Below are 394 nucleotides of genomic sequence, written 5' to 3' on the forward strand. Positions count from 1 at the left end.
GATACGTTGAATATCCTGTCGTGTCGCCTCGGACAATTCCACCAATGGCTGCTGGCGCCGCAGGTCCATCGGCAGCTCGCCGCGCAACGCGGCGAAACCGCTGTGCATTTCCGCGCAAACCGAACGGGCCAGCGCCCGCGCCGCCTCGCCGCGCGGCCACAGGTGGGCCTCGGGGAAGCGCTCGGCGAGGTACTCGGCGATGGCCAGGGAATCCCAGATGTCGCCATCCTCGCTTTTCAGCAAGGGCACCTTGCCGGTCGGCGAATATTGCAGGATCCGCTCCCGGGTATCGGGCCGCCCCAGCGGGACGAGTATCTCGTCGAACGCCGCCCCGCTCATGCGCAGGGCCAGCCAGCCCCGCAGCGACCAGGACGAGTCATTGCGATTGCCAATC

The 394-nt window shown here is 67.3% G+C and carries 1 protein-coding gene; it reads right to left on the reverse strand.

Annotation, left to right across the window (positions count from 1 at the left end; genetic code table 11):
* Positions 1–394, reverse strand: a 394-nt coding sequence (locus tag FLP08_RS17235) for a glutathione S-transferase (RefSeq protein WP_162431140.1), incomplete at both ends; no start/stop codon positions are given.

The organism is Christiangramia aestuarii (assembly GCF_009735585.1).
GTDB lineage: Bacteria > Bacteroidota > Bacteroidia > Flavobacteriales > Flavobacteriaceae > Christiangramia > Christiangramia aestuarii.